The following is a 26,296-nucleotide window of genomic DNA, read 5'->3' as shown; positions in this document are numbered from 1 at the left end:
TTAGGGTAAGAGTTCGCTGTGACAGTTAGGTTGCAGTTGTGTGACTTTTTAAAGAGCGCTTCGTGTTCGAGGCTAAAATGGAGAAGACAATGATTTTACTTGTAGCTGTAACAGGCCGAGATTGCAGCCAATTAATTGCTCGATTACAAGCGTTATTACCAGAGATTGACGTACAGCTTTGGTCTGAGTGCACAGACTACGAAGCCGTAGAGTTTGTACTGGCCTGGAATGCGCCCGCTGATTTATGGCCTAAACTAGTAAATTTAAAAGCAGTTTCTTCATTTGGTGCAGGCGTTGATAGCATCGACTTAACAAAGATAGCAGCGCATATTCCTGTTGTTAGAATTGTTGATGATAACCTTGCTAATGATATGGCAGAGTATGTATTGGGTCATGTATTGGCGCACAAGCTGAGACTCAAAGAATATTATTTAAAACAATCAGCGGGTACTTGGAAGCCAAAGCGAGCGTATTCACATCAACATGTGGGTATCTTAGGTTACGGCGAATTAGGCAAAGCCTGTGCAAAGCGTTTACTCGCAAATGGTTTTCAAGTGAGTGCTTGGTCTAATAGTGAAAAACACGACGTTGAAGTAAGCACCTATTACTCACAGCAGGGGTTAGATGACATGCTCGGTCAAATTGATTATCTCGTGTGCTTACTACCACTTAACCAACACACTCAGGGCATTATCAATAAATCACTGCTGGGTAAACTACAAAGCCATGCGGTGCTAATTAATGTTGCCAGAGGCAAACATGTTGTCGATGAAGATTTACTCGAGGCACTTAATAGTGAGCAATTACGTGGCGCCACCCTTGATGTATTCAGCGAAGAGCCTTTACCTCAGGCGCACTCTTACTGGTCTCATCAAAAGGTGACCTTAACGCCTCACTGTGCTGCAATTTCAGATTTAGAGTCTGTCTCGTTGCAAATTGCAGGTAATGCTAAAAGATTAACTGAAGGTAAAGAGTTAATAAATCAGGTTGATAGAACAAAAGGTTATTGACACATTGTAAATTTGTTTAATAAACGTCTTGTTAACATCTGTAATTTTGCTATTCTGGAGTTGCTCAATAAAAAAACAATAATAAAAGAGGCGTTATGAAATCTAATCAAAGTGGAGCTAAATTTAGTCTGGTCGTCGTGTCAGTTATCGTTTTAGGTGTGTCAGCATGGTTTAACCAAGCTAATGCATCGGAGCAACCAGTTCAGGACATTGAAGTTAGTCAATCATAACCACACGGCATGCTCATCGAGTGCAGCACGTTTAGGTGCTGCACTTTAATCGCTTATTCAACTAACTTCTTTTTGAGTGGATTTCTCTGTTCTCGTGTTTCTTCTCGTCAGATTTTTTAATCATCACATACGTTGCACCACTACCACCATGATGCTTAAGGGCACTGTGAAAGGCTAAAACCGCTGGAATTTCTTGCAGCCACTTATTGGTATAGCTCTTTAAAATACCGGGCTGTGATTTATTTTTGATACCAATCCCATGGCGAATAAGTACGACACGAATATTTCGTTTATGACAGTCATCGATAAAATTAAATAACGTACTACGTGCACGTTGAAGAGGCTGACCATGCAAATCAAGCGTGGCATCGAGTTGATATTTAGCTAAACGTAAGTTTTTATATACTTGGCCTTGTACGCCATCTTTTTTAAATGCCAATATGGCATGAGGATCTAACAGCTCGACGAACTCGCTGCGCAAATAGTTTTCATCAATTGCTAAATCACACTCAGCTGCTTTACGTTTTTCTTGTTGCGCTAAAGAAGGGCCTTGCTTGGTGGAATCAAATTGAACAGTGTCATGTTTAAGAGGTTTTACGTCTTCCATAGATGAGAGAAATAAGTCGAAGTCGTTTAATGACATAAGGTACCTCCAAATTAATTATACCCAAACCACCTCAAGGTGCGAGTTTCAGTTGGAATTAAAAGCGATTTAGGCAAGGCATTGATTGCAAATAATAGTGGTTCTATTGTTAAAATCAATAACGCAGTATAAATCGCTTTTAAACCAACCCTCTGGGCGTTTCACAGGCACTTACTCTCATCGTTGTTACTTCTTAAAAGGGACCACCATTCTTGCAAAGTAACGCCTTGATATTAAGCACCTGTGAAACGCTGAATTCTGCATCTTGAGGTGGCTTGGGTATATACGCCGTTTATGGTATCTCAGTTCAACCATTTTGTAAGCAAAAAAAAGCCCAAGCAGGGGACTGCTTGGGCATAAATGCTGATAGATGATATAGCCTATTCTATCAATTTATCTTAGGGGAAGATTAACCTTGATTAATATTCAACTGGCCAAATGTGTAGACCTTGAATAAATAAAATGTGTTGATCAACACCAAGCTCATGTTTGATATTACGCTTGATGACATCAGATCTAAACTAAACGATAAAAATAATAAACTACACGCGCTAATCGCTGCAAAACGCAGTAATGTTAGCTGGTTAATAAAAAATGCACCTAGTCCTAGTGCAAGTAACGTTAAGTTCAAAAGCCAATCTAGCTCGTTTAGCATGGTCGTATCTGATCGTGTCTGTGTTGAAAAAGGAGCGCCATTATGGTGATCTTTTACACAGCTTTCAACCAAGTAATTTTAAATTTTCGGATTAGATTTTTTAATCCATTATCAGCTTTTTCATCGCTGCAAAAAATCCATTTTGTTCTGTAACTCGGTACTTCTGACAGGTGTCTGGTTTACGCTTATCTTGGCACAGGTAAATAATGTTGCGGCTTAGGTCAGCACGGGGGCTAAGAGTAGAATCAAATAAGTTTGCACCATAACCAAAAACCCCGGGCCAAAATATACTTTGTGAGACCATACCTAGCTTTTCGTAAGTGATTAACACGGGTTTTGGCGTAATTAGCAGAATTAATACAACTGCTGCGAGTGCATACCACCGTGTTTTGCTTTTCTTGAGCTCTACTTCAGGAGCACTGTGCTGAGCAGCTTGTGCGCGCGCTTGTTGTTGGTTTACAGGTCTTTGGCGCTTTGCTTGTGTTGGTTTCTTTCGTGCAGGAGCTTTACCAAGTAAAGATTGTTTTTTTATTTTATTAGACATAAAGCTTATCTGGCCTTTTAAATATAGGTCTCTATAATGAGATTATAACGAAGTTTTTGATATAATAGTCAAATTCAAATCACTCATAGCTTAAATGCGTTACACTCTACAGTGCAATGAGTGTTTATCTTCATAGTTTAAGAGGAATAGTATGGATACGCAGCTTTCAATTCTAATTGTGGACGACGTAGGTACGGTCCGCAGTTTTCTAAATCAAACATTAATGCACCTTGGTATCGATAATGTACGTGAAGCTTCTACAGCCGCACAGTGTTTAAGCGCATGTAAAGAGAAAGAGTTCAATATAATTTTTCTAGATATTGAATTACCCGATGGAGATGGTAAAGAGATTATCACGCAAATAAATGAAATTTCGCCCGAAGCGAATGTCGTGATGGTTTCGGCTCATTCAACAGTAGAAAACGTTAAAGAAGCAATTGAAAAGGGCGCTAAAGGATTTGTAGTAAAACCGTTTACACCTAAGAAAATTGCGGCAATGCTGAAAAAGTTTTACCCAGAACTAGAAATTGTCTAGCTAATTAACTATTGAGGCATTTAGAACAGGTGCCTTGTTAAATTACAAACAAAAAAAAACCGGCAAAAGCCGGTTTTTCATATTCATCAAAAACAAATTATAGCGCTTTGATTTTAGCTGCTAAACGGCTCTTATGACGAGCTGCTTTGTTCTTGTGGATTAGACCTTTAGTTGCGTAACGGTCTAGGATAGGTGTTGCAACAGCGAATGCCGCTTGTGCAGCTTCTTTGTCGCCCGCTTCAATTGCAGCAACTACTTTTTTGAAGTAAGTACGCATCATTGAACGACGGCTTGCGTTATGTTGACGATTTTTTTCGCTCGTAATAGCGCGTTTTTTTGCAGACTTGATGTTAGCCAAGGTTTGCTCCTAACAATCTTAAAATAAGCTTAATTTAAAGGCCGTGGAATATGCCTGTTTTTATCATGAATGTCAACGAAATTTTGACATCTCAAGAAAAACTGCTCCTTATAACGAACATCAATTTGCCGCTTTAGCAGTTAATATCGCCATTGTAACAAAGGGTCGGGTTCGAGCCTAGTGCTTTAAAGATATTTTAGGCATAATCGCCCATCTTAGAAGTTTTTTGATAATGGGTTTAAGGTGGCAAAAGGATTATTTCGTTCTGGGATGATTGTTAGTGCAATGACGATGATCTCGCGTATTTTAGGGTTAGTAAGAGATGCGGTTGTGGCGAATCTGCTAGGTGCCAGTGCTGCTGCGGATGTGTTTTTATTTGCCAATCGAATTCCTAATTTCCTAAGACGCTTATTTGCTGAAGGAGCCTTTGCCCAAGCATTTGTGCCGGTTTTATCTGAGATAAAAGAGCAACAAGGTGATGATAAAGTCCGGTTGTTTGTGGCTCAAGCAGCCGGTACGTTAGGAACTATTTTATTAATTGTTACCCTGTTCGGAGTTATTGCTTCTCCAGTTATAGCGGCCTTATTTGGAACTGGCTGGTTTATTGATTGGTGGCAAGGAGGCGAAAATGCCGAGAAGTTCGTACTGGCCAGTGCACTGTTAAAACTGACTTTCCCTTATTTATTTTTCGTGAGTTTGGTTGCCCTGAGCGGTGCGGTCATGAACGTCTATAATCGCTTTGCTGTTGCAGCGTTTACACCTGTGCTGTTGAATATATCGATTATTAGCTGCGCAGTTTTATTGCACGATAAATTTTCAGTTGGGGCTTATGCCCTTGCCATTGGCGTATTTGTTGGGGGGGTAGTGCAGTTACTGTTTCAGTTGCCATTTTTGTACCGTGCCCGTATGCTGAGCCGCCCAAAATGGGGCTGGCAAGATGAAAACGTTAAAAAAGTGCGAAAACTCATGCTACCAGCCTTGTTTGGCGTGTCTATCAGTCAAATAAACCTGTTGCTCGACACCATGATTGCCTCAATGTTGATGACCGGCTCTATCGCGTGGCTTTACTACTCAGACCGTTTAATTGAGTTTCCTCTTGGCTTATTCGGTATCGGTATCGCGACGGTAATTTTACCCGCATTGTCTAAGCTACATAGCACTAAAAGCACAAAAGATTTTCAGCTAACCCTGGATTGGGGGGTGAGATTTGTTATTTTCTTAGGCTTGCCTGCTATGTTTGGTTTAATGGTGATAAGCCCGCTCATTATTACGGTTTTATTTGATCATGGTGCATTTCAGGACGGTGAAATTGATCATGTAAAAGCGGTAAGTTACGGTGTCATGGCCTACTCAGTTGGACTGGTTAGCTTTATGTTAATCAAGGTGTTAGCACCGGGCTTTTATTCGCGCCAAGATACTAAAACCCCCGTAAAAATTGGTATTAAAACACTGGTGTTAAATATGGTGTTTAACATTATGTTAGCGCCCTTTATTGGTTATTTGGGGTTAGCGTTAGCAACCGCGATGTCGGCCAGTTGCAATGCTTACTTGCTGTATCATCAACTACGTAAAGAAGGCGTTTATCAGTTTTCTGCGATGAGCCTTGGTTTCACCTTTAAGTGTTTGTTTTCAAGTTTATTAATGGCCGCATCTGTATGGTATGTGGGCCAGCAATTTGCCTGGAAAGCATGGCACTTTACTGAGCAAGTGCTGCTGTTGAGTGGATTATTAGTGCTGGCGGTTTTTGTTTACTTTGCGGCCTTATTCATTCTAGGTGTGCGACTAAATACGATAAAAAGTGTTGCAACTACTGAATCAAACTAAAAAAAAGATTATAATCGGCGCTTCAAGCCCGATATCAATGTTTTGGGCTCGCTGATAAAGGCAAAAAGGTGGCATGGAGTTAATTAGAGGTATTCACAATATTCGCGCGCAGCATTATGGCTGTGTGTTGACCATTGGTAATTTTGATGGCGTGCACTTAGGTCATGCAGAAGTGATTAAAGGCTTGCTGCAAGACGCAGAAAAGCATCAATTGCCAAGTACCGTGATGTTATTTGAGCCTCAGCCACAAGAGTTTTTTGCCAAAGATAATGCACCCGCGCGTTTAACTCGACTACGTGATAAGCTCAGTTTGCTTGCTAAATTAGGCGTGGAACGAGTGATTTGTATTAGCTTCAATCAGCAATTTGCCAACATGGAAGCAGAACAGTTTGTCAGCCAAGTACTGGTTGAAAAGCTAGGCGTTAAAGCATTAACTGTTGGTGATGACTTTTGTTTTGGCAAACGTCGTCGTGGAGATTTTGCGTTACTAAAAACCATGGGCGCTGAGCTGAACATGGATGTGAAAAGTACTGCAAGTTTTCGCAGACTCAATGATAGAGTAAGTAGTACCCTTATTCGCCATGCGCTTGCTGCAGGGCAATTGGAAGATGCAAAAACCATGTTAGGTCATGGCTATGCGATTTCTGGGCGTGTTATTCATGGCTGGGCGAAAGGTCGTGAATTAGGGTTCAGAACGGCCAACATAGCGCTAAAACGCCAAGTATGCCCAGTAAATGGGGTATTTGCGGTAAGAGCAAAAGTGGGTGATAAAGAATTATATGGGGTTGCAAATATTGGCAACAAACCCACATTTAATGGGACACGCGCATTGTTAGAGGTTCATATTTTCGACTTTGCGCAAGACATTTACGGACAATTTATGCACGTGGAGCTAATTAAAAAGCTTCGCGATGAGAAAAAATTCGAGACATTAACACAACTGACGGCGCAGATTGCAGATGATGTAACCGCCGCTAAGCAGTGTTTTGGTTTAAATTAGGTAGCCGATACGGAAAGTAGGATTAATGAGCGACTACAAACATACTTTGAATTTACCGGAAACAGCGTTTCCAATGCGCGGCAATTTGGCACAACGTGAACCAAAGATGCTTAAGACATGGTATGAAGACGATCTTTACGGTCAAATTCGCAGCGCTAAAAAAGGTAAAAAAACCTTCATTTTGCATGACGGCCCTCCGTATGCAAACGGTGATATCCATTTAGGCCACTCGGTAAACAAAATTCTTAAAGATATTATTGTTAAGTCAAAAACCTTGTCTGACTTCGACGCACCTTACGTGCCGGGTTGGGACTGTCACGGTTTACCAATTGAATTAATGGTTGAAAAGAAAGTAGGCAAGCCAGGCGTGAAAGTGTCTGCTGCTGAGTTCCGTGAAAAATGTCGCGCATACGCCAAAAAACAAGTCGAGGGTCAAAAAACAGACTTTAAACGTCTTGGTGTATTCGGTGACTGGGACAAGCCTTACTTAACAATGAACTTTGACTTTGAAGCGAACGCAATTCGCGTGCTTGGTCGCATCATTAAAAATGGTCACTTACACAAAGGTGCTAAGCCTGTTCACTGGTGTACAGATTGTGGTTCAGCACTTGCTGAAGCGGAAGTTGAATACCAAGATAAACAGTCTCCAGCAATCGATGTACGTTTTCAGTTTGCTGATCAAGATGCTGTAATCAATGCGTTTGAACTTGCTGAAGGCCATGAAGGTACCGGTGCAGTTAGTACTGTTATCTGGACGACAACACCGTGGACATTACCAGCTAACCGTGCAGTAGCCGTTCACGAAAAGCTTGAGTATGCCCTTGTTCAAATTGATGACGAAGGTGCACAGCAACGTCTAATTTTAGGTTCTGAGCTAGTTAAAGATGCTATGGACCGTTATGGCTTCAAACATTACCACGTACTCGGTTATGTAAAAGGTGCTGCACTTGAGAACTTACAGGTTGCTCACCCGTTCTATGACTTCACAGTGCCTGTGATTGTGGCTGATCACGTAACGACTGATTCTGGTACTGGTGTTGTTCATACTGCACCAGGTCACGGTCAAGAAGATTTCGCGGCAGGTCTTGCTTATGGTTTAGAAGTAGCTAACCCTGTTGGTGCTAACGGTGTTTACTTACCTGACACACCAATGTTTGCAGGTCAGCACGTATTCAAAGCGAATGCGAGCGTCATTGACGTATTAACTGAAAACAATGCGTTATTGCATCATCATGCGCTTACGCACAGCTACCCACATTGCTGGCGTCATAAAACACCTATTATCTTCCGTGCTACGCCACAGTGGTTCGTAAGTATGGACCAAGCTAACCTTCGTCAAGATTCATTAAGCGAAATCAAAAAGACTGAGTGGTTACCTGAGTGGGGCGAGAGCCGCATTGCAAACATGGTTGAAGGCCGTCCTGATTGGTGTATTTCACGTCAACGTACATGGGGTGTGCCAATTGCATTATTCGTTGATAAAGACACTGGTGCGCTTCACCCGAATACACAAGAGCTTATCGAAGAAGCGGCGAAATTAGTTGAAAAATCAGGTATTCAAGCTTGGTATGACTTAGATCCAGCTACTTTACTTGGCGATGACGCTGAGCAATACATGAAAGTTCAAGATACGCTAGATGTATGGTTTGACTCAGGTGTGACTCACGCATGTGTGGTTGATGCACGTGAAGATTTAACCGGTCCTGCTGATCTTTACTTAGAGGGTTCTGATCAACACCGTGGTTGGTTTATGTCGTCAATGATGACATCGGTTGCTATCAATGGTCATGCGCCATACAAGCAAGTGCTAACACATGGTTTCACGGTTGATGAAAATGGCCGTAAGATGTCTAAGTCATTAGGCAACGTAATTTCACCACAAAACGTGATGAACAAACTAGGTGCTGACATCTTACGCTTATGGGTTGCATCAACTGACTTTACAGCTGAAATGACTGTATCTGGTGAAATCTTTAAACGTTCAGCAGACCGTTATCGTCGTATTCGTAATACGAGCCGTTATTTACTTGCGAACTTAAGTGGTTTTGATCCAAAAACAGATCAAGTTGCTATTGAAGACATGGTTGAGCTTGACCGTTGGATTGTGGGCCGTGCAGCTGAACTGCAAGATGAAATCTTAGCGGCTTACGACAAGTACCAAATGCTACTTGTAACGCAAAAGCTAATGAACTTCTGTACTGGTGAGCTTGGTTCGTTCTACCTAGACGTAATCAAAGATCGTCAATACACAGCGAAAAGCGACAGCCATGCGCGTCGTTCATGTCAAACTGCGCTTTATCACATTGCTGAAGCAATGACCCGTTGGATGGCACCGATCTTAAGCTTCACTGCGCAAGAAATCTGGGAAGCATTACCAGGTGAGCGTGACAAGTTTGTATTCACTTCTGTGTGGTACGATGGCTTACAAGCTTCTTCACAAGGTAAGTTCAGCAACGATGATTGGTTAACAATCCTAAACGTTCGTGATGAAGTAAACCGTGTGCTAGAAGCGGCGCGTAAAGAAGAAGTTATTGGTGCAACTCTACAAGCAAACGTAAGCATCTATGCAGGTGAAGAGTTAAGTGCGAAATTAGCTGCATTAGGTGATGAACTGCGCTTTGTACTATTAACGTCAGGCGTGACAGTTGAAATTGTGACAGCACAGCCAGAAGATACGCAAGCTACAGAAATTGATGGCTTATACATTAAAGTTGCTGCAACAACCGCTGAAAAATGTGAGCGTTGTTGGCATTACTGTGATGATGTAGGTGCTGATCCTGCTCACCCTGAGATCTGTGGCCGTTGTGTAAGCAATGTTGATGGCGATGGTGAACAGCGTCAGTTCGCATAGGAGTTGTTTGTGAGCAAACTAGCCGGAAAAAGTGGCTTGGTTTGGTTATGGCTTAGTCTACTGCTTTTGGTAGTAGACTATGCGACAAAATCACTTGTCGTTAATACCATGGCCTATCAAGAGTCGATAGATATTCTGCCATTCTTTAACTTCACCTATGTACACAACTATGGTGCGGCATTTAGCTTTTTGAGTGATTCAGGTGGCTGGCAGCGCTGGTTCTTTAGTTTGATTGCAGTGTCGATCAGTGTGCTTTTAGTGTGGTGGTTGAAACGTTTACCTGCGTCTAACAAGGTATTATGTTCTGCTTATGCGTTAGTTTTAGCCGGTGCAATAGGCAATTTATACGACCGAATCGCGTATGGCTATGTTATTGACTTCCTGCATGTATATTACGAAAACTGGCACTTTCCTGTTTTTAATATTGCCGATTGTGCGATTTGTATCGGTGCCGCATTACTTTTATTTGATGCCTTCACAGGCGAAAGTCCTAAGGAGCAACAAGCATGAGCCAAGCTGTAATTGGTGAAAACTCTGAAGTGATCTTTCATTTCTCAATTAAGTTAGAAGATGGCTCAGCAGCCGATTCAACTAAAGTACATAATAAACCTGCAAAATTGCGAATGGGTGATGGCAGCCTGACAGCAAACTTTGAAAAGTGTTTACTCGGTTTAGCGGCTGGTGAAAGTAAGTCATTTGCATTAGAGCCAGAAGATGCATTTGGTCAGCCAAATCCAGATAACATCTACTATGTTGACCGCAGCAAGTTTGGTGCAGACACGCCTGCTGAAGTAGGTAATATTATTGCCTTTACTCAGCCTGATGGTACTGAGTTACCAGGTCTTGTTCGTGAAGTGCAAGGTGAGTCAGTTACTATTGACTTTAACCACCCACTTGCAGGGCAACGCTTAACCTTTGAAGTCGATATTTTAGAGGTAACAGGTTAATGGATATTTTATTAGCGAACCCACGTGGTTTTTGCGCAGGCGTTGACCGTGCAATCAGTATTGTGGAGCGCGCACTCGATATCTTTGAAAAGCCAATCTATGTGCGTCATGAAGTCGTTCACAACCGATATGTTGTTGATGGCTTAAAAAATCGCGGTGCAGTCTTTGTTGAAGAGCTAGATCAGGTTCCTGACGACAGCATTGTTATCTTCAGTGCGCATGGTGTATCACAAGCTGTTCGAAGCGAGGCAAAGCGTCGTGACCTTAAAGTATTTGATGCAACCTGCCCGTTGGTAACAAAAGTACATATGGAAGTAACACGTGCAAGCCGTAAAGGTACTGAGTGTGTGTTAATTGGCCATCATGGTCATCCAGAAGTAGAAGGTACAATGGGGCAGTACGACAACGAAGCGGGTGGTATTTACTTAGTAGAAACGCCAGAAGATGTTGCAAACTTAACGGTTAAAAACCCTGAGAACCTGTTTTACTGTAGCCAAACAACGTTATCTGTAGATGATACAGCAGATGTGATTGATGCATTACGCACTAAGTTTCCAGCAATTGATGGCCCGCGTAAAGATGACATTTGTTATGCTACGCAAAACCGTCAAGATGCAGTGCGTGACTTAGCTGATAAAGTGGATGTATTGCTTGTAGTTGGGGCTAAAAATAGCTCTAACTCTAATCGTTTACGTGAGCTTGCCGATAAAATGGGCACTATGGCTTATTTGATTGATGATGCAAGTAATGTTGAAGCTGATTGGTTCAACAATGTAAATGCGGTGGGTGTTACTGCAGGTGCATCTGCACCAGAAGTTTTAGTTCAACAAGTTATTGCTCGTCTAAAAGAATTGGGTGGCAATCAAGTTGTTGAAAATCCTGGCGAAGAAGAGAACATAGTATTTGCCGTTCCTGTTGAGCTACGCTAATCTAAGCAAATAGTAGTCAACAGTTAAAAGAGGAGCCCATGAGCAAACAGCCTAATTCAAACGGCTTGCTGATTGCGGCTCTTTTTCAATCTCGTGGTGTCCTTGCCACACTGATCGTCAGCCAAGTCATTGCTATTTTACTCGCCTTTTCACCAATGAGCTTAGGTGATGTTTGGTTACGTCTAGCTATATTTAGCTGCTTTTTACATCTAATTTTTCTTTCAAGCTTGTCGTTACTGTATGTATGCCGGGCTCTACTTACAAAGCTGTCGCACCCTAAACAGTTATTCATTCTGATATCCACTTTACTGGCATTAACGTCTGTTTTTAGCTGGCTGTTTTTGTCTGTGTTTTCAGATGTGTTCGCTATGGAGTCGAGAGCTAACTTTATTGTCAGTAATTTACTAATCATATTTTTGGTCACCGCGTTGTTCAGCCAATTCCTGCTTATTCATAATCAAAAAGAGCAACAAACGAAAGCGTTAGCGCAGGCTGAACTTGATGCATTACAAGCAAGAATACGCCCTCACTTTTTGTTTAATAGTTTAAACACTGCTGCTGAGCTTACCCATTATGATGCTGAGGCGGCTGAACAAGCAATTTTGGCGCTGGCGGCGCTGTCGCAGGCCGCAATGCGCAGCGGTAAAGCCATAAAGCTTGCTGATGAAATCACTTTATGCCAGCAGTATGTGGCACTTGAACGTTGGCGCTATGGCGAACGCCTAGCATTAAGCTGGAAATTACCTGACGAGTTGCCAGATATAGATATTCCGTGTCTAACTATACAGCCGATTATTGAAAATGCGGTTTTTTATGGCGTAGAGCCAGCAGAGCAGGGCAACATTTCTGTCGAGATGTATCAATCGAACAAAGCTTATACTTTCATTATAACTAACCCTGTAGCGAAGCAAGGGAGCCATTCACGAGCAGGCAACGGTATGGCACTTGAAAACATCCGCCAGCGTTTGTCACTTTTCTATCATCAAAAAGCGCAACTGACTACGACTGTTCGTGATGAGATCTTTAGGGTGAAACTGGTGATACCTAAGAAGAGAAGCGCATGATAAAAATTTTAATTGCTGATGACGAGCCTTTAGCAAGGGCGCGTATTAAACGTTTATTAGCTACCAACGAACTTTGCACAGTTGTAGGTGAAGCCAGTAACGGCGAACAGGTGATTGAACTTTGTAAGCAGCTCCAGCCTGATTTAGTGATGCTGGATATTAATATGCCCAAGCAGTCGGGCCTTGAAGTAGCTGCTGAACTAAAACAGTTTTCGATCCCCCCAGCAGTGATGTTTTTAACAGCGCATCCTGAGTATGCGTTAACTGCATTTGAGCTCGCAGTAGATGGCTATTTAGTTAAACCTGTATCCGAGCAAGCTTTAACAAAAGCAATGGCGCAGCTTAGTAAATTAAACCGAACTCAAGTATTAACACCTGAAAATAACTATATTTGCTATCAACTTGCAGGCGTATTAAGAAGAGTAAATATAGATGATGTTATTTGCTGTATTGCAGAGCAAAAATACACGCGGGTGGTGTTTTTTGAAGGTGAGGCACTTGTTGAGCAAAGTTTAAAACAACTTGAGCAAACCTATCCTCTGCGGCTACTGAGAATTCATCGTAATACACTTGTCAATAAGCAACAAATTGTAAGCCTTAATAGTCCTTCTTCAGGTGGGCATACAGTTACGATGAAGCAGTATGAAGAGCCTTTGGCAGTTAGTCGCCGAGAGCTTAAAAATGTTAAAGCTGTCATGGGTAAATAATAAAAACCTTCATTGCAGCATCTTATCTTCAATAATTACTTTCTTTATTAGTCATTATCTAACTTTGAGCAAAGTTTAAGTACCGTTTATCGCGCATTTTGACCGCTCGTCCATATACAGATTGTTATTTATTTGTGCCGTAATACTCTTACTGTATGTAAAAGTATCCATGAAACTTACCATGATTAAACATTCTGAGCAGCAAGGCTTTACCCTTATAGAAGTGCTTATTGCCTTTGTTATTTTAAGCTTTGGCTTATTAGGCGCTGTTGCACTGCAAGCAAAAGCTAAACAGGCAAGCTTTGACTCTATGCAGCGCGCAGCAGCAATAGCGTTAGGAAATGATATTATTCAACGCATTAGAGCAAATGACACCGTTGATATAATAAAAGATTACAAAGCCGTTATAAAAAGCTCAGCGAATAGTAATACTTACTCGAGTTGCTTTGGTGCAATATGTAGCTCTTCTGATATTGCCAAATTAGATATAACGCAATGGAAGCGTGCCATACGAGCCAGCGAAAATACAGGGACTTTAGATGATGCGACAATATGTATAAATCCAACTTCAGTGGCAGATACTGGAGGCAAAGGATTTAACATTGAAGTAATTATATCATGGCAAGGCCGCCAAGAGTTTAATGCGAATGCAGTTACAGGAAAAGTTACCTGTGGTGATGATCCTAACAATAAACGCCGTTTAGTGGTTCTAACAAGTTATATATATGTGAGGAGCTAACATGAAGCAAAAAGGGTTTACTCTTGTAGAAGTTATGATTTCACTATTTATTGGTGGTTTGATTTTAGGTGGTGTCATGTTTACTTTTATTAGTATGAAAATAAGCACAAAAGACACGATGAGCATCGGTGAACTTCAAGAGTCAGGCCGCTTAGCCATTAATATTATGCAACGCGATATAGAGCAAGTGGGCTTTTGGGGAACTTATTACGATGATTCATTTACTACAGCAAACACAACTGTTACCGCGACAGGGGTCGACGGTGATTGCTCAGAGGGAGCTAATAACGGCAGCTTCCCAGATTTAACCAGTAGTAGTAATTTTCGTACTATTTATGCAAAAACGACTACCAGTAAAGATAACCTAAATTGTATTAACGATGGCATTATCTCTGCCGATGATAAAGAAACCGATATCCTTCAACTAAAGTTTTTACAGGGTGATCCTCAATATGATGCTGTTGCAGGTACAAATACAACAAGCGATAAAATAAATTATTTTATCGCAGAACAAGAACAAGCACGTTTTGTAACCGGCAAATATATCCCGACAAATATCAATGCAACTATTTGGCCATACAGCCATCATGTTTATTACATTAAAGAAGAAGAGTATTTAGTAAATAATCAAAAAATAAAAGTTCCCGCATTAAGACGAAAACGATTAGTTAATGGAAAAATGACCTCTGAAACGATAGTGGAGGGAGTCGAAAATATGCGTTTTTTGTTTGGGTTAGACACGAACAGTGACAGTCGAGTTGATACTTACAAAAGCCCCAGCACAATTACTGCTGCTGAATGGGAAAACCGCAGAGGTATATTAACGGTGCAAGTTTTTTTATTAATCCGTGCACTTCAACCAGACCCTGGAATAAAACTTAAAAACCAAAAATATACTTTAGGTGAGGGAGCTGAAAAGCGAGAATTAAATTTTAATGATAACTATAGAAGAACAGTTTTTACTACAACTATTCGTTTAAGTAATGTTGGAGGTAATTTATGGAAAATCTAAAGTCTTTACCAACTAAGCAGCAAGGTGTCGTGCTTATCACGGCATTAATAATGGTAATAGCTGTAACTGGTATTGCTGTCACTCTTATGAGTAGCAGTACGATTGATATTAAAATTACCAATGCAGCGCAAGAGCGAGAAGTTGCAGAAAATCAACTGATTGGTGAAGTGCTAAGAGTGATTGCGTCAGAAGCTAAAAAGGGTGCTGATAGTAACTTTTTTCTTACTCGAGATGAGACAAAAACAGATACCGGTAAGTTTGATAGTGACGGCAATAAAAAATATAAATTCGAGAAAGATATTACAGAGGCAGGAAACGATATGAAAAGCATAATGACGAACATGAATCGTGGTTCCTTAGAGCTTAACTGCCCTCGTAGCTATAGTTATACTGCCGGGGTTTCGTGTAACATGATTCAAGTGGCTACTACTATAGAGTATGGCTCTAAAAGTAAACACTCTCTCACTATAGTTACAGGAATTGCGCAAGAAATGGCGAGTGTAGGTAAGGGGATTTAAGATGGAATTCACGTTTAGAAATATATTCGCTTTATTATTATGTTCTATCTTTAGTTCATTTGTTACCGCAGAAGATATAGAGTTATATGTAAATAAAGATATAAAGCTTGATGAGAAACCGCGAGTACTATTAATTTTTGATACCTCTGGCAGTATGGCATTTTCATCTAAGACAGGTAAGGATTGCGGACAATATAACAATGGTGATTGGGTAGTGTGTAATGACAGCCGATTAGGTGTGGCCAGAAATGCAATGTCCAATTTAATTACAGGTAATCCAGACATTGACTTTGGCTTGATGCGCTTTAACGGCAATGACGGTGGCTATATTTTAAATGGTATTGGCAGCTCACCTGAGTCTATAAAAACCTCAATAAGTAATCTTCCTGCTAGTGGTGGTACTCCATTGGCTGAAACACTATGGGAGGCTTATTTATATATAACAGGACAAAGCGTGTACTATGGCGAGCAAGTTAGTGAATCAAATAGGGATAGTAGTGTTGAAAATAAAACCTTTATTCGTAGGGAATGCCAACAATGGGGCTGGTATAGTTGTCGGAAGTGGAAAGATGTATATAGCTACACTTACATCTCTCCTTTTGCTGATAGCGTAGCTGAAGCTAAACGTTGTGATAACTCAGTTAATATTATTTACATGACGGATGGGGACCCTTCTCCCCGATATGTGTATGATCGTTGGGGAAGACGTTACATTAACGAAAATAGTGATAATGGCAGTGATGCGTCAATAAGCGCAATACACAATAATTATTTTGGGCAACCTTTGGTCGAGGGGGACTACGTTTATAATAATTATTTGCACCAATTAGCTAAAATAATTCATGGTACCAGTAATACGACAGTTGATTTGTATCCATCAACACCTGATATTCATGAAACAGGCCGCATATACACCATAGGTTTTGGGTCAGGCATGAGTGACGAAGGGCAAGAGTTGTTGCGACAAACAGCTTTATTAGGTGGGGGGAAAAACTTACCAGCAAGCACACCTGAAGAATTATCTAAGTCGCTAAATCAAGCTGTTTCTGATATTAGAAGTGAAAACAGTACATTTACCTCCCCATCTTTTGCAAGCAACATGGTTGATCAAACACGCAGTGGCGATGCTATCTATCTTGCCATGTTTTTTCCCGATAAAAGTACGCGCTGGCGTGGTAATTTAAAAAAATTAAAAGTGTCTGGCAGTACAATTATAGATGCTAGAAATAATGCCGCACTAGATGATGATGGTTTAATAAATACAGATGCGGCTACATTTTGGGACAAAGATAAGGCCGCGGATGGTAACTCAGTGAAAAGTGGTGGTGTGAATGCTATGTTTTCAGACTTGGCTGTGGATGATATTGATGATCGTCAAATATTTACAGATATGGGAGATTTTAACTACGGTAGCCTTAGTAGCCAGCCAAGTCTAAAAGAAATTGACGAAAATATACCTTACTTTAAAGTTAAAGTGGATGAGCTTGAGAATCTTATAAGATGGGCTCGCGGTGTAGACGTTGATAATAAAAATTCATCGTCATCTGTTCGCAATGATATTTTTGGCGACCCATTGCATTCAAAACCCGTTGCCATCGATTATGGTAACGGCGATATACGAATCTTGATTGGTACCAATGCGGGTTTTTTGCATATGTTTAAAGACGATAATGTTAATAATAAAGTAGAGGAAAGTTGGGCATTTATACCTTCTGCACTTTTTAACATTTTGAAACCACTTCGAGATAAAGACTCGGGTAAAAAGTACGGCATGGATGGCCCAATAAGCGTGTACTCTAAAAATGAAAGCCTAGTTAGCGATGATGACGATAGTGGAACTGGAATTATTGATGCTAGGAAGAAAGAGGAAGTGTGGGCTTTTGCTGGCATGCGACGTGGTGGAAGAAACTATTACGGCTTTAATATTACTGACCCAGATGACCCTAAACTAAAATGGACAATACAAGGTGGTGAAGGAAAATTTGCTAAGCTTGGCCAAACATGGTCTAAACCACAGGTAGCATTTATTAGAGCATTTGGGGATAAACCAGTACTCGTTTTTGGTGGTGGGTACGATGAGAATAAAGATACAGGTTCAGGTCAAGATTCTGTAGGCAATAATGTATATATAGTTGATGCAAATAATGGAAATAGATTATGGTCGTTGCTTGATGATGGCAATTTTAATGGTAAACATAGCATTGCAGCCGATGTAACTTTATTGGATTCTGATTATGATGGCTATATTGATAGAATATACGCCGCAGACACTGGAGGGGATATCTGGCGCATCGATATGCCTAGCGATAAAACCACAGACTTCAGCCACCACAAATTGGCTGAGCTAGGTGTTGAAGCCGATATGCGTTTTTTTTACAAGCCTTTAGTTGCTAGAACTATGTTTAGTAAGGTGACAATAAAAGGTGGAGAAACTACCCGCTTAGATACCCCTTATGATGCTATTGTTATTGGTAGTGGTAAAAGAACGAACCCTAATGATACTAAAACCTCAGATCAATTGTTTATGATAAGAGATGAAAATACGGTTACGCAATCATTTAAAGGCATAGAACCTTCCGTTATCAAGCCAGCTGATTTAATGAAGATGAATGATGACCCCTTTGGTAATACTTTAGATGACTTAGATGGTTTCACCCTTGTTGAAGCTAAACTGGCGAAAAAGAAAGGGTGGCGTTATGAGCTAGCGAAAGGTGAAAAGTCATTAGCTGCAGCTACCGTTGTTGGTGGCGTTGCTTATTTTACATCTTTCACACCTGCATCTGAATCATCAACTAAAAATCAATGTTCTTTAAGTGGCGGTGGCGGCGCACTTTATGCTTTTCATTTGCATTACGGCACTAAAGTTTATGAGGATCTGAAGTTCACTACCAGTACTGAGGTGCCAGATACACCGCAACTTTACTTTGGTGCAAGCTGCGCAGACAGTGACAGCAATGGAAAGTGTGATGATGATTCTGATGAAGAAGTAAAAAGTCAGTTTTATTTAATTGGCCCAGGCATCAAAGGGCAAAATGCTGAAAACCCGCTGGAACCACTTGAAATTACAGGGCCAGGATTAAAAGTTGTAGACGATAAAATACAACTTGTAAAAGATGAAAAATTAGGGTTTGGTTTTAAAACACAGCAAACGTATATATATAAACGCGAAGAAAATGATGAAAATATACAGAACGAATAAGATTAAGGCGGCTGAAATGATAAAAAAACAACGTGGTTTTACCTTGATTGAGCTAATGATAGCTGTAGCTATTGTAGGGATTTTAGCCTCAATAGCACTGCCAAATTATACTGAGTATGTAAAACGCTCTTCTAGGGCAGAGGCCGCAGCGGCGCTTTTAGACGCTGCTAACAAACAAGAGCAGTACTTTGTAGATAACCGTGAGTACACAGAGACATTTTCTGACTTAGGTATACAAGACACCACAGAAAACGGCCATTTTGAGCTATCGATTGATGTGGATGATGACGACAATACCTTTATAATTACAGCTAAACCTATTGCGGGTGCAGTAAAAGGCGACGGTGATTGCACACAAATTACAATCACTGACACTGGTTACAAAGGCGCTAAAGGAACAAAAGGTAACTCAGATGTTGAGTATTGTTGGGGACGTTAACTAGTTGCTCTGACACTTATCGGTTGTTTTAATTCGTATACGGCCTGTTTGACTTACAGATAAAGCCAAACCTACAAGGTTTGCTTTATCTTTATTGGGGCAATATATAAATGTTCCGTTTTGAAAACCATTCAAAGAGCCGTCAGGTCTAAAGGTAATTGCACTACGAGGGTATTGCATAGAATCTGCATCATGAATTTTTTCAAAAGTGCTTATTAATAGGTCGTCTGTATCTAACGAGGTCGATTTATCGTTATCAATAAACAGCGACATTTGCCCATCCCACTCATCTTTAGTGCATTGATTATCTTTTAAAGCACACAAAGTTACATAAGTGCCATTTTCAATGGCGTAAAGGCGGCCATAGTTTATGTTTCGGTGAAGTAAACTAACATGATTGTCGGCACGGTTTTTCGCTAAAAAGTCAGGAAAAACCGATAGAGAAATTTGGCTAACAATACTCACAATAGCAATAGATGCCATCAATTCTAAAAGCGTATAGCCAGCCTGAGTTTGGGTAGATAACCTCATCCCTGAAGCCCTGAGTCAAAAAATGTATTAGCTCAGTGTAGTAAATGATAGAAATATGACAATATAAATCTGTGTGTTTTTTAACCGCAAGTTTGAGTTGTATCACCTGTATAAAAAGCCGTACCCGATTGTGATAAAGTTAGTGCTTTATTATTTTCAGTGCCACCATTAGGGCAAAAAACAAAGTCACCAGGGGTTGTGGTAATTCGTCCACTGGTATTAAATCGTAAGCGGAGGTCATTCCCTGTAAAGGTTAACTTGTCGTTATCTGATATTTCTTCCATAGCACGTAAAAGCGTATCTGTTGCCTTGTTAAAATTGCCATCGTTATCTAGATCAATAAACACGGTAATAATTTTATTCTCATCCCATTTATAGCTGCAGCTAAATGTATCTGTATTGTTTTTAATTTTCCCCTGGCCTGTAGGGCATACAACAACTATTTCGTCGGTACTAGCAGCTTGCGAACGGGCAAAACTAATATTACGTTTTAGTTCAAGTAAAAAGCTCTCAGCACGGTTTTCCTCAAGCATATCGCTGCTGTCCCAAAGTGCTATAGAGGCAATAATACCCACTATGGCAACTGCCACCATAAGCTCTAATAAAGTTAAACCGGTTTGGAATTTTTTCATATTATTTATACCTACTACATTTATTATAGCTAGTTGAAAAAGATTTATAATTCAGGCTTATAAATAATTATACCATGTTTGGTTGTTTTATCAGCGAATTCAATTGCTTTGTTTGCCATAAGCATTGTGATTGTCTAAAATCGAGGCAATCGAGAAATAATAAGTACCCGTAAAATGAAAAAAATAGAAGCAATTATTAAACCATTCAAACTTGATGATGTTCGCGAAGCATTATCAGAAGTGGGCATCACAGGGATGACGGTTAGCGAAGTCAAAGGCTTTGGCCGTCAAAAAGGACACACCGAGCTTTATCGCGGTGCTGAGTACATGGTCGATTTTTTACCTAAAGTGAAATTAGATATCGTGTTAAGCGACGAAGATGTTGACCGTGCTATCGATGTTATTGTTAAAACATCGCAAACAGGTAAAATTGGTGACGGTAAAATCTTTGTCACTGACGTTGAGCGTGTCGTACGTATTCGTACCGCTGAAGAAGATGAAGACGCGATTTAATTCCAACTGAAACTCGCACCTTGGGGTGGTTTGGGTATATTCGATCGCAAACATTAAAAAAGGCGCCTAAGGCGCCTTTTTTGCTTTTAGTCTATTTTAACGCTTGTTAGCTTCACGTGTTGCTTTAGCGTGTTCACTTAGCTCAGGCAAACCAAGTTTGTTGTAGCTTTTTTCCATGATCTCTAGTGCTTGATCAAGGTAGCTGCTTTGTGAGTAGTGCTCAACCACATATTTACCACGGTTTGCTGCAGCAAGGTATGCTTCACGCTCATAGTAGTATTCAGCAACTTTTAACTCGTAGCGTGCCATTTTATTCAGTAGCCACACTAAACGTTTTTTCGTTTCTGGTGCGTAGGCACTGTTAGGAAAACGTTTTAAAAGCGTTGATAAATCAGTAAATGCGACACGAGTACGGTTTGCATCTCTGTCAGCACGGTCTACACCAAAATATTCTTGGAATGCGTTTTCATCCGCTTTGATGTTTACCAAGCCACGCATGTAGTACATGTAGTCTAAGTCTTTATGGTTTGGGTTTAAGCGAATAAAACGGTCGATTGTTGCGAGTGCTTGCTCAGTATTACCTGCTTGATAATGCGCATACACTAAGTCCATTTGTACTTGTTTTGATAAAGGACCAAAAGGGTAGCGAGAATCAATAGCGCTTAATAGCTCAATTGCACGGGCATATAAGCCAGAATCTAATGTTTGTTTTGCATCTTCATATAAAGCTTGCGCAGATTTATTAGGAACGCGTTGGATATCTTCTTGATCCGGTGCTGATGAACAGGCACCTAAGCCAAGTACAGATACTGAAAAAACTATGGCGAACGCACGTTTCCCTATTTTATTTATCATTTTATTTCTTACCTTCGATGTCTTCGGCTAGGCCAAGTGAGGAAAACCGAGTAAACTATACGTATTATATTAAAGCGATTCTAACCCAGTCGAGCACAGCTTGCACTGGTAAATTGGGTAAAGTTACTAATGTCAGAGCAAATTTCTCTCCAAGCCGAGGTTCCAATTGACCTTGGCGGTAAACGTCTAGACCAAGTATTAGCGCAATTGTTCCCTGATTATTCTCGATCACGTATAAAAACGTGGATTTTGGATGATAAAATCACTGTAAACGGCGAAATATTAAACACGCCGCGCGAAAAACTACTCGGTGGCGAAATGGTGAGTGTAGAAACAACCATCGAAGCCCCTCGTGAATATGAGGCACAAAATATCAAATTAAACATCGTTTATGAAGACGATGATATTTTAGTAATTAATAAACCAATGGGATTAGTCGTTCATCCAGGTGCAGGTAACCCAGATGGCACGGTATTAAATGCTTTGCTACACCATTACCCAGACATCATTAATGTGCCTCGTGCGGGTATTGTGCATCGTCTAGATAAAGACACCACAGGTTTAATGGTAGTGGCGAAAACTATTCCGGCACAAACACATTTAGTGTCTGCTTTACAAAAGCGTGAAAACTTCACCCGTGAATACGAAGCAATTTGTAATGGCACAATGACTGCTGGTGGCATGGTTGAAAAACCAATTGGTCGTCATGCGACAAAGCGTACTCACATGGCCGTGCATGAAATGGGCAAACCAGCGGTTACGCATTATCGTGTTGCAGAAAAATTCCGTGCACATACACGCTTACGTTTACGCCTAGAAACAGGCCGTACTCACCAAATCCGTGTACACATGGCTTATTTAAACCATCCATTAGTTGGCGATCAACTTTATGGTGGTCGTCCGCGCCCGCCAAAAGGTGCTACACCAGAGCTGTTTCAAATGCTACGCGACTTTAAACGCCAAGCATTACATGCTGTTAAGCTATCAATTGCACACCCAATTACGGGTGAGCTAATGACTTGGCAAGCGCCAATTCCAGATGATATGGCAGCTATGACAGAAGCATTACGCGCTGATACTAAAGCAAACCCAAATATCGAGTTCTAAGCGTTATGATCACACCAGCATGGACTGCCCCAAACACTGTTAGCGCGCTGAGTACCACCCGACAGGGCGGTGTTTCGGTTACACCCTTTGATAGTTTTAATGTGGGTTTACATGTTGGTGATGATGAGCAAGCCGTGCTTGCAAATCGCGCCTTACTTACAAATCAGCTGCCTAATCCTGCTGTGTGGTTAAACCAAACACATAGCAGCGATGTAGTCGTAATTGATGAGCAGTCTGACTTAAGCCAAGTACGCTCTGCTGATGCGCTTTACACCCGTTTAATAAAGCAGCCTCTGGCGATAATGACCGCAGACTGTTTACCAGTATTACTTTGCTCGAGTTCAGGGGATGAAGTCGCAGCTGTACATGGTGGCTGGCGTGGTTTAGCGCAAGGTATATTGGCAAACACGGTATCGCACTTTCAAGTGCCAGCAAGCGATATTATTGCTTGGTTAGGCCCTGCTATTGGTCCTTCGCAATTTGAAGTCGGGCAAGACGTTAAAGATAGCTTTTGCTTACAAAACCCTGTGCATCAACAAGCCTTTACAGCCAAACATGAAAAATACATGGCTGATATCTACTTACTGGCACGTCAGCAACTGGCACAATTAGGCGTGGTCAAAATTCATGGTGGTGAGCACTGCACCGTCACTGAAAAATCACAGTTTTTCTCTTATCGTCGCGACGGACAAACAGGCCGAATGGCGAGCTTGATCTGGCGCAATTAATACGCCTTTATACGCATTTTATACGATTAAATTTTCTTCTTTTACTTGAACAAATCACTAAGCATACCCATTAATTAAGCAATTAGATTTTTTAATAGGTAAACCCTTTATGCGTTTAGATAGATTTACAAGTAAATTTCAATCTGCGCTTTCAGATGCGCAGTCATTAGCACTTGGGCGCGATCATCAATTTATTGAGCCTGTGCATTTAATGTATTCATTGCTTCAGCAAAATGGTTCAAGCGTGCGTGCGCTACTTGCACAAGCAGGTGTCAGTGCTGATGAGTTAAATACCAAGTTATCTCAAGAAATCGAAAAACTGTTTAAAGTTGAAGGTATTGGTGGTGATGTTCAGCTGTCAAATAACCTGATTTCGTTAATTAACTTATGTGATAAATACGCTCAAAAACGAAAAGATAAATTCATTTCGAGTGAGTTATTTGTCCTTGCCGCGTGTGATGATAAAGGTCCATTAGGCGAAATTTTTAAAGCACTGAATATTACTTCTAGCAAGATTGAATCTGCAATTGAAGCCATTCGTGGCGGCCAAAAAGTAGAAGATCCAAATGCTGAAGAAACTCGTCAGGCATTAAAAAAATTCACCATCGATTTAACTGAGCGAGCAGAGCAAGGTAAGCTTGATCCAGTCATTGGCCGTGATGACGAAATTCGTCGTACTATCCAAGTATTACAACGCCGTACTAAAAATAATCCGGTGTTAATTGGTGAGCCGGGGGTAGGTAAAACGGCAATTGCCGAAGGCCTTGCGCAACGAATTATCAATGGAGAAGTACCTGAAGGCTTAAAAAACAAGCGAGTATTATCGCTTGATTTAGGTGCTTTGGTTGCGGGTGCTAAATACCGTGGTGAATTTGAAGAGCGTTTAAAATCAGTATTGAATGAACTTGCCAAAGAAGAAGGCCAAGTCATCCTCTTTATTGATGAAATTCATACTATGGTAGGCGCAGGTAAAACAGACGGAGCAATGGATGCGGGTAATATGTTAAAGCCTGCACTTGCCCGTGGTGAGTTACATTGCGTGGGTGCCACAACCCTTGATGAGTATCGTCAATACATTGAAAAAGATGCTGCACTTGAGCGTCGTTTCCAAAAGGTATTTGTTGATGAACCATCGGTTGAAGACACCATTGCGATTTTACGTGGTTTAAAAGAGCGTTATGAGCTGCATCACTCAGTTGATATTACCGATCCGGCTATTGTTGCTGCGGCGCAGTTGTCGCACCGTTACATCAGCGATCGCCAATTACCAGATAAGGCAATAGATTTAATTGACGAAGCGGGTTCTTCAATTCGTTTGCAAATTGACTCAAAACCAGAGTCTTTAGATAAGCTAGAACGTCGTATTATTCAGTTAAAACTGGAAGACAATGCGCTGGCGAAAGAAAAAGACGAAGCGAGTCAAAAGCGCCGCACCGAAATGCAAGAGCTGATCACTGAACTTGAAGCACAATACCGCGAGCTAGACGAAGTGTGGAATGCCGAGAAGGCCTCATTGCAAGGCACGCAAGTTATTAAAGCTGAGCTTGAGCAAGCGCGCCTTGATTTAGAAGTGGCACGTCGTGCTAGTGATTTACAGCGCATGTCTGAACTACAATATGGTCGTATACCTGAGCTTGAGCGTAAACTCGACCTTGCTTCGCAAGCTGAAATGCAAGAAATGAGCTTGCTTAAAAACCAAGTAGGTGAAGACGAAATTGCGGAGATTTTATCGCGCTGGACAGGCATTCCGGTATCGAAAATGCTGCAAGGTGAACGTGAAAAACTACTGCAAATGGAAGATCAATTACATCACAAAGTGATTGGTCAAGATGAAGCCGTTGTCGCTGTTGCGAATGCAATTCGTCGCTCTCGTGCTGGGCTTGCTGATCCAAATCGCCCAATCGGTTCATTTCTATTCTTAGGCCCAACAGGGGTGGGTAAAACTGAGCTGACAAAAGCACTAGCCAGCTTTATGTTTGACACTGAAGATGCCATGGTGCGCATTGATATGTCGGAGTTTATGGAGAAACACTCGGTGGCACGTTTAGTGGGTGCACCTCCGGGTTATGTTGGCTATGAAGAGGGCGGCTATTTAACTGAAGCGGTACGCCGTCGTCCGTATTCAGTCATTTTATTAGATGAGGTCGAAAAAGCGCACCCTGATGTATTTAACATCTTACTGCAAGTGCTTGATGATGGCCGCTTAACAGATGGTCAGGGTCGCACCGTTGATTTTAAAAATACGGTCATCATCATGACCTCTAACTTGGGTTCAGATATTATCCAAGAGCAAGCGGGTTCAAATGATTATGCCGGGTTGAAAGAAAAAGTGATGGGTGTATTGGTCAGTCAGTTCCGCCCTGAGTTTATTAACCGCATCGACGAAACCGTGGTATTCCACCCACTTGCTAATGAGCACATTAAAGAAATTGCTGATATTCAGTTAAGTAAGCTACGTGAGCGATTAACTGAAAAAGGCTACATTCTTGAAGTTACAGATGCAGCTTTAGACCGCATCGCAGAAAGTGGTTTTGATCCTGTGTATGGTGCAAGGCCTTTAAAACGTGCTATTCAACATACCATTGAAAACCCATTAGCACAGCGATTATTAGGCGGGGATTACCAGCCAGGTGCCATCATTCATATTGATGCTGATGAGAATGGACTTGTATTCTCGAGTCGTTAATTAGCCTAAAAAACAAAAGCCGCATCATTTATGATGCGGC

Annotated in this window: 27 protein-coding genes; 20 read left to right on the top strand and 7 right to left on the bottom strand. The window is 41.1% G+C overall.

What is annotated here, in order from left to right; genetic code table 11:
- Positions 1-89: 89 nt before the first annotated feature.
- Both L1266_RS04060 and L1266_RS22235 read left to right on the top strand, forming a co-directional pair.
- Complete coding sequence (locus L1266_RS04060) at positions 90-1,010, top strand: 2-hydroxyacid dehydrogenase (RefSeq protein ID WP_138616949.1); 921 nt, start codon at positions 90-92, stop codon at positions 1,008-1,010.
- 95 nt (positions 1,011-1,105) lie between these two features.
- Positions 1,106-1,240: a hypothetical protein gene (locus tag L1266_RS22235; protein WP_262387613.1), complete on the top strand. Its 135-nt coding sequence runs from the start codon at positions 1,106-1,108 to the stop codon at positions 1,238-1,240.
- Positions 1,241-1,301: 61 nt separating this feature from the next.
- Here the strand turns inward: L1266_RS22235 and smrA are convergent, their stop codons facing one another.
- The 3 genes from smrA to L1266_RS04045 form a co-directional block, all read right to left on the bottom strand.
- Entirely contained in the window at positions 1,302-1,883 is a 582-nt protein-coding gene (gene smrA, locus L1266_RS04055) for a DNA endonuclease SmrA (RefSeq protein ID WP_054551764.1), read from the bottom strand.
- Positions 1,884-2,292: 409 nt separating this feature from the next.
- Positions 2,293-2,538, bottom strand: a complete 246-nt coding sequence (locus L1266_RS04050) for a hypothetical protein (protein ID WP_054551958.1) — start codon at positions 2,536-2,538, stop codon at positions 2,293-2,295.
- 100 nt (positions 2,539-2,638) lie between these two features.
- Positions 2,639-3,082: a hypothetical protein gene (locus L1266_RS04045; protein ID WP_054551763.1), complete on the bottom strand. Its 444-nt coding sequence runs from the start codon at positions 3,080-3,082 to the stop codon at positions 2,639-2,641.
- 151 nt (positions 3,083-3,233) lie between these two features.
- Between L1266_RS04045 and L1266_RS04040 the strand changes: the two genes are divergently transcribed.
- The gene (locus L1266_RS04040; protein ID WP_054551762.1) at positions 3,234-3,617 is read left to right on the top strand and encodes a response regulator; all 384 of its coding nucleotides are present in this window, start codon (positions 3,234-3,236) and stop codon (positions 3,615-3,617) included.
- Between the two features lie 97 nt (positions 3,618-3,714).
- On the opposite strand, the gene rpsT is transcribed toward L1266_RS04040, so the two are convergent.
- Positions 3,715-3,975, bottom strand: a complete 261-nt coding sequence (rpsT, locus tag L1266_RS04035; protein WP_036967030.1) for a 30S ribosomal protein S20 — start codon at positions 3,973-3,975, stop codon at positions 3,715-3,717.
- A 243-nt stretch (positions 3,976-4,218) separates the two neighbouring features.
- Here rpsT and murJ point away from each other — a divergent pair, with 243 nt between their 5' ends.
- From murJ to L1266_RS03970, 13 genes are all read left to right on the top strand, one after another.
- Positions 4,219-5,799, top strand: a complete 1,581-nt coding sequence (gene murJ / locus L1266_RS04030) for a murein biosynthesis integral membrane protein MurJ (RefSeq protein ID WP_268795023.1) — start codon at positions 4,219-4,221, stop codon at positions 5,797-5,799.
- 73 nt (positions 5,800-5,872) lie between these two features.
- Positions 5,873-6,799, top strand: a complete 927-nt coding sequence (ribF, locus tag L1266_RS04025) for a bifunctional riboflavin kinase/FAD synthetase (RefSeq protein WP_054551761.1) — start codon at positions 5,873-5,875, stop codon at positions 6,797-6,799.
- A gap of 25 nt (positions 6,800-6,824) precedes the next feature.
- On the top strand, positions 6,825-9,650 hold the full coding sequence (ileS, locus tag L1266_RS04020) for an isoleucine--tRNA ligase (RefSeq protein ID WP_235376917.1): 2,826 nt from the start codon (positions 6,825-6,827) through the stop codon (positions 9,648-9,650).
- Between the two features lie 9 nt (positions 9,651-9,659).
- The gene (gene lspA / locus L1266_RS04015) at positions 9,660-10,160 is read left to right on the top strand and encodes a signal peptidase II (RefSeq protein ID WP_054551759.1); all 501 of its coding nucleotides are present in this window, start codon (positions 9,660-9,662) and stop codon (positions 10,158-10,160) included.
- Positions 10,157-10,597, top strand: coding sequence for an FKBP-type peptidyl-prolyl cis-trans isomerase (gene fkpB, locus L1266_RS04010; RefSeq protein ID WP_054551758.1), 441 nt, complete (start codon positions 10,157-10,159; stop codon positions 10,595-10,597). The genes lspA and fkpB overlap by 4 nt, the downstream gene beginning before the upstream one ends.
- Entirely contained in the window at positions 10,597-11,526 is a 930-nt protein-coding gene (gene ispH / locus L1266_RS04005; protein WP_235372772.1) for a 4-hydroxy-3-methylbut-2-enyl diphosphate reductase, read from the top strand. Before fkpB ends, ispH begins: the two co-directional genes overlap by 1 nt.
- 38 nt (positions 11,527-11,564) lie before the next feature.
- Entirely contained in the window at positions 11,565-12,590 is a 1,026-nt protein-coding gene (locus L1266_RS04000) for a sensor histidine kinase (RefSeq protein WP_138601504.1), read from the top strand.
- The gene (locus L1266_RS03995; protein ID WP_268842694.1) at positions 12,587-13,297 is read left to right on the top strand and encodes a LytR/AlgR family response regulator transcription factor; all 711 of its coding nucleotides are present in this window, start codon (positions 12,587-12,589) and stop codon (positions 13,295-13,297) included. Before L1266_RS04000 ends, L1266_RS03995 begins: the two co-directional genes overlap by 4 nt.
- 181 nt (positions 13,298-13,478) lie before the next feature.
- Positions 13,479-14,036 (top strand): type IV pilus modification protein PilV, encoded by a 558-nt coding sequence (gene pilV, locus L1266_RS03990; RefSeq protein WP_235376916.1) that lies wholly within the window; start codon positions 13,479-13,481, stop codon positions 14,034-14,036.
- Position 14,037: 1 nt separating this feature from the next.
- Positions 14,038-15,048, top strand: coding sequence for a PilW family protein (locus L1266_RS03985; RefSeq protein WP_235376915.1), 1,011 nt, complete (start codon positions 14,038-14,040; stop codon positions 15,046-15,048).
- Positions 15,036-15,566: a pilus assembly PilX family protein gene (locus tag L1266_RS03980; RefSeq protein ID WP_235376914.1), complete on the top strand. Its 531-nt coding sequence runs from the start codon at positions 15,036-15,038 to the stop codon at positions 15,564-15,566. Before L1266_RS03985 ends, L1266_RS03980 begins: the two co-directional genes overlap by 13 nt.
- A gap of 1 nt (position 15,567) precedes the next feature.
- On the top strand, positions 15,568-18,765 hold the full coding sequence (locus L1266_RS03975; RefSeq protein ID WP_235376913.1) for a PilC/PilY family type IV pilus protein: 3,198 nt from the start codon (positions 15,568-15,570) through the stop codon (positions 18,763-18,765).
- Positions 18,766-18,781: 16 nt separating this feature from the next.
- Positions 18,782-19,204: a type IV pilin protein gene (locus L1266_RS03970; protein ID WP_268842693.1), complete on the top strand. Its 423-nt coding sequence runs from the start codon at positions 18,782-18,784 to the stop codon at positions 19,202-19,204.
- On the opposite strand, the gene L1266_RS03965 is transcribed toward L1266_RS03970, so the two are convergent.
- Both L1266_RS03965 and L1266_RS03960 read right to left on the bottom strand, forming a co-directional pair.
- On the bottom strand, positions 19,205-19,735 hold the full coding sequence (locus L1266_RS03965) for a GspH/FimT family pseudopilin (RefSeq protein WP_235376912.1): 531 nt from the start codon (positions 19,733-19,735) through the stop codon (positions 19,205-19,207). It abuts the gene before it with no gap.
- Positions 19,736-19,815: 80 nt separating this feature from the next.
- Positions 19,816-20,367 (bottom strand): GspH/FimT family pseudopilin, encoded by a 552-nt coding sequence (locus tag L1266_RS03960; protein ID WP_235376911.1) that lies wholly within the window; start codon positions 20,365-20,367, stop codon positions 19,816-19,818.
- Positions 20,368-20,541: 174 nt separating this feature from the next.
- Here L1266_RS03960 and glnB point away from each other — a divergent pair, with 174 nt between their 5' ends.
- Positions 20,542-20,880 carry a nitrogen regulatory protein P-II gene (glnB, locus tag L1266_RS03955; protein ID WP_036967074.1) on the top strand — a complete coding sequence of 113 codons (339 nt, stop codon included), beginning with the start codon at positions 20,542-20,544 and terminating at the stop codon, positions 20,878-20,880.
- A gap of 96 nt (positions 20,881-20,976) precedes the next feature.
- Here glnB and L1266_RS03950 read toward each other — a convergent pair whose 3' ends face one another.
- Positions 20,977-21,735 (bottom strand): outer membrane protein assembly factor BamD, encoded by a 759-nt coding sequence (locus L1266_RS03950; RefSeq protein WP_235376910.1) that lies wholly within the window; start codon positions 21,733-21,735, stop codon positions 20,977-20,979.
- A gap of 129 nt (positions 21,736-21,864) precedes the next feature.
- Here L1266_RS03950 and rluD point away from each other — a divergent pair, with 129 nt between their 5' ends.
- The 3 genes from rluD (at position 21,865) to clpB (ending at position 26,256) form a co-directional block, all read left to right on the top strand.
- Entirely contained in the window at positions 21,865-22,842 is a 978-nt protein-coding gene (gene rluD / locus L1266_RS03945) for a 23S rRNA pseudouridine(1911/1915/1917) synthase RluD (protein ID WP_054551746.1), read from the top strand.
- A gap of 5 nt (positions 22,843-22,847) precedes the next feature.
- On the top strand, positions 22,848-23,570 hold the full coding sequence (gene pgeF, locus L1266_RS03940) for a peptidoglycan editing factor PgeF (RefSeq protein ID WP_235376909.1): 723 nt from the start codon (positions 22,848-22,850) through the stop codon (positions 23,568-23,570).
- Between the two features lie 109 nt (positions 23,571-23,679).
- A complete protein-coding gene (clpB, locus tag L1266_RS03935) occupies positions 23,680-26,256 on the top strand; it encodes an ATP-dependent chaperone ClpB (protein WP_138601533.1) in 2,577 nt (858 codons plus the stop codon).
- Positions 26,257-26,296 lie beyond the last annotated feature (40 nt).

This window comes from Pseudoalteromonas sp. Cn5-37, from assembly GCF_021532495.1.
Classification (GTDB): Bacteria; Pseudomonadota; Gammaproteobacteria; order Enterobacterales; family Alteromonadaceae; genus Pseudoalteromonas; species Pseudoalteromonas simplex.
This window is presented reverse-complemented; position numbering and strand designations above follow the sequence as displayed.

Coding starts and splice junctions, on each gene's coding strand:
- L1266_RS04060 (WP_138616949.1), top strand. CDS start 90: ATGATTTTACTTGTAGCTGTAACAGGCCGAGATTGCAGCCAATTAATT.
- L1266_RS22235 (WP_262387613.1), top strand. CDS start 1,106: ATGAAATCTAATCAAAGTGGAGCTAAATTTAGTCTGGTCGTCGTGTCA.
- smrA (WP_054551764.1), bottom strand. CDS start 1,883: ATGTCATTAAACGACTTCGACTTATTTCTCTCATCTATGGAAGACGTA.
- L1266_RS04050 (WP_054551958.1), bottom strand. CDS start 2,538: ATGCTAAACGAGCTAGATTGGCTTTTGAACTTAACGTTACTTGCACTA.
- L1266_RS04045 (WP_054551763.1), bottom strand. CDS start 3,082: ATGTCTAATAAAATAAAAAAACAATCTTTACTTGGTAAAGCTCCTGCA.
- L1266_RS04040 (WP_054551762.1), top strand. CDS start 3,234: ATGGATACGCAGCTTTCAATTCTAATTGTGGACGACGTAGGTACGGTC.
- ribF (WP_054551761.1), top strand. CDS start 5,873: ATGGAGTTAATTAGAGGTATTCACAATATTCGCGCGCAGCATTATGGC.
- ileS (WP_235376917.1), top strand. CDS start 6,825: ATGAGCGACTACAAACATACTTTGAATTTACCGGAAACAGCGTTTCCA.
- fkpB (WP_054551758.1), top strand. CDS start 10,157: ATGAGCCAAGCTGTAATTGGTGAAAACTCTGAAGTGATCTTTCATTTC.
- ispH (WP_235372772.1), top strand. CDS start 10,597: ATGGATATTTTATTAGCGAACCCACGTGGTTTTTGCGCAGGCGTTGAC.
- L1266_RS04000 (WP_138601504.1), top strand. CDS start 11,565: ATGAGCAAACAGCCTAATTCAAACGGCTTGCTGATTGCGGCTCTTTTT.
- L1266_RS03995 (WP_268842694.1), top strand. CDS start 12,587: ATGATAAAAATTTTAATTGCTGATGACGAGCCTTTAGCAAGGGCGCGT.
- pilV (WP_235376916.1), top strand. CDS start 13,479: ATGATTAAACATTCTGAGCAGCAAGGCTTTACCCTTATAGAAGTGCTT.
- L1266_RS03985 (WP_235376915.1), top strand. CDS start 14,038: ATGAAGCAAAAAGGGTTTACTCTTGTAGAAGTTATGATTTCACTATTT.
- L1266_RS03980 (WP_235376914.1), top strand. CDS start 15,036: ATGGAAAATCTAAAGTCTTTACCAACTAAGCAGCAAGGTGTCGTGCTT.
- L1266_RS03975 (WP_235376913.1), top strand. CDS start 15,568: ATGGAATTCACGTTTAGAAATATATTCGCTTTATTATTATGTTCTATC.
- L1266_RS03970 (WP_268842693.1), top strand. CDS start 18,782: ATGATAAAAAAACAACGTGGTTTTACCTTGATTGAGCTAATGATAGCT.
- L1266_RS03965 (WP_235376912.1), bottom strand. CDS start 19,735: ATGAGGTTATCTACCCAAACTCAGGCTGGCTATACGCTTTTAGAATTG.
- L1266_RS03960 (WP_235376911.1), bottom strand. CDS start 20,367: ATGAAAAAATTCCAAACCGGTTTAACTTTATTAGAGCTTATGGTGGCA.
- glnB (WP_036967074.1), top strand. CDS start 20,542: ATGAAAAAAATAGAAGCAATTATTAAACCATTCAAACTTGATGATGTT.
- L1266_RS03950 (WP_235376910.1), bottom strand. CDS start 21,735: ATGATAAATAAAATAGGGAAACGTGCGTTCGCCATAGTTTTTTCAGTA.
- rluD (WP_054551746.1), top strand. CDS start 21,865: ATGTCAGAGCAAATTTCTCTCCAAGCCGAGGTTCCAATTGACCTTGGC.
- pgeF (WP_235376909.1), top strand. CDS start 22,848: ATGATCACACCAGCATGGACTGCCCCAAACACTGTTAGCGCGCTGAGT.
- clpB (WP_138601533.1), top strand. CDS start 23,680: ATGCGTTTAGATAGATTTACAAGTAAATTTCAATCTGCGCTTTCAGAT.